The 624-nt window shown below is 54.2% G+C and carries 1 protein-coding gene and 1 pseudogene; one reads left to right on the top strand and one right to left on the bottom strand.

Going from position 1 to position 624, the window contains the following annotated elements:
• Window positions 1-277: pseudogene (locus tag A3754_RS07405) on the top strand (patatin); the annotation flags it as partial.
• 159 nt (window positions 278-436) lie between these two features.
• Here the strand turns inward: A3754_RS07405 and A3754_RS07400 are convergent.
• Window positions 437-624: transporter associated domain-containing protein (locus A3754_RS07400; RefSeq protein WP_304439821.1), on the bottom strand; the 188-nt coding region annotated here is incomplete at its 5' end.

The raw sequence follows: 624 nt of genomic DNA, 5'->3' as shown, positions 1-624 counted from the left end.
GCAGAAAATGATGGATTACTTTGCTTCAGGAGACGGTCAGGATCCGGGTTTTTTCGATGTGGTGGCGTCCAGCATCAATATCATGCAGGACCGCATTACCCGCTCGCGTATGGCTGGCGATCCGCCTGAAGTGACGCTGGTGCCAATGCTGGAAGACTTCGCGCTGATGGATTTTCACCGTGCCAAGGAAGCCATCGCCGAAGGGCGTGCGCTGGTGAAGCGCTACGAGGCCGATATTCTCGCCTGGGTTGGGTCGCCGATCGCGGATCGGGTTTGAAGGGCAGTTGATAGTGGAAAGCTGACAGCTGCGCGTTAACCGTAGGGGTTATCTTGAAACGCAAGAGGCCGCGCCCAAAGGTTGGGCGCGGCCTCATTGCTTTAAGAAAACAGGAATTTTGATCGCGCAGCTGTCAGCTTTCCACTATCAACTGTCAACTTAACTCGCCTTCCTTGCTCTCACTGCCTTCACCATATTGTCCTTCACCTGCAAAATCTCGATCAGATACTGATCGATTCTCACCGAGATATTGGCGTCGGGGATATCCTGCAGGTATTCAAGGATCAGCCCGTTAAGGGTCTTGGGACCATCGGTGGGCAGTTCCCATTGCAGGGCGCGGTTGATGT

Source organism: Alcanivorax sp. HI0083 (genome assembly GCF_001635175.1).
This window is presented reverse-complemented; position numbering and strand designations above follow the sequence as displayed.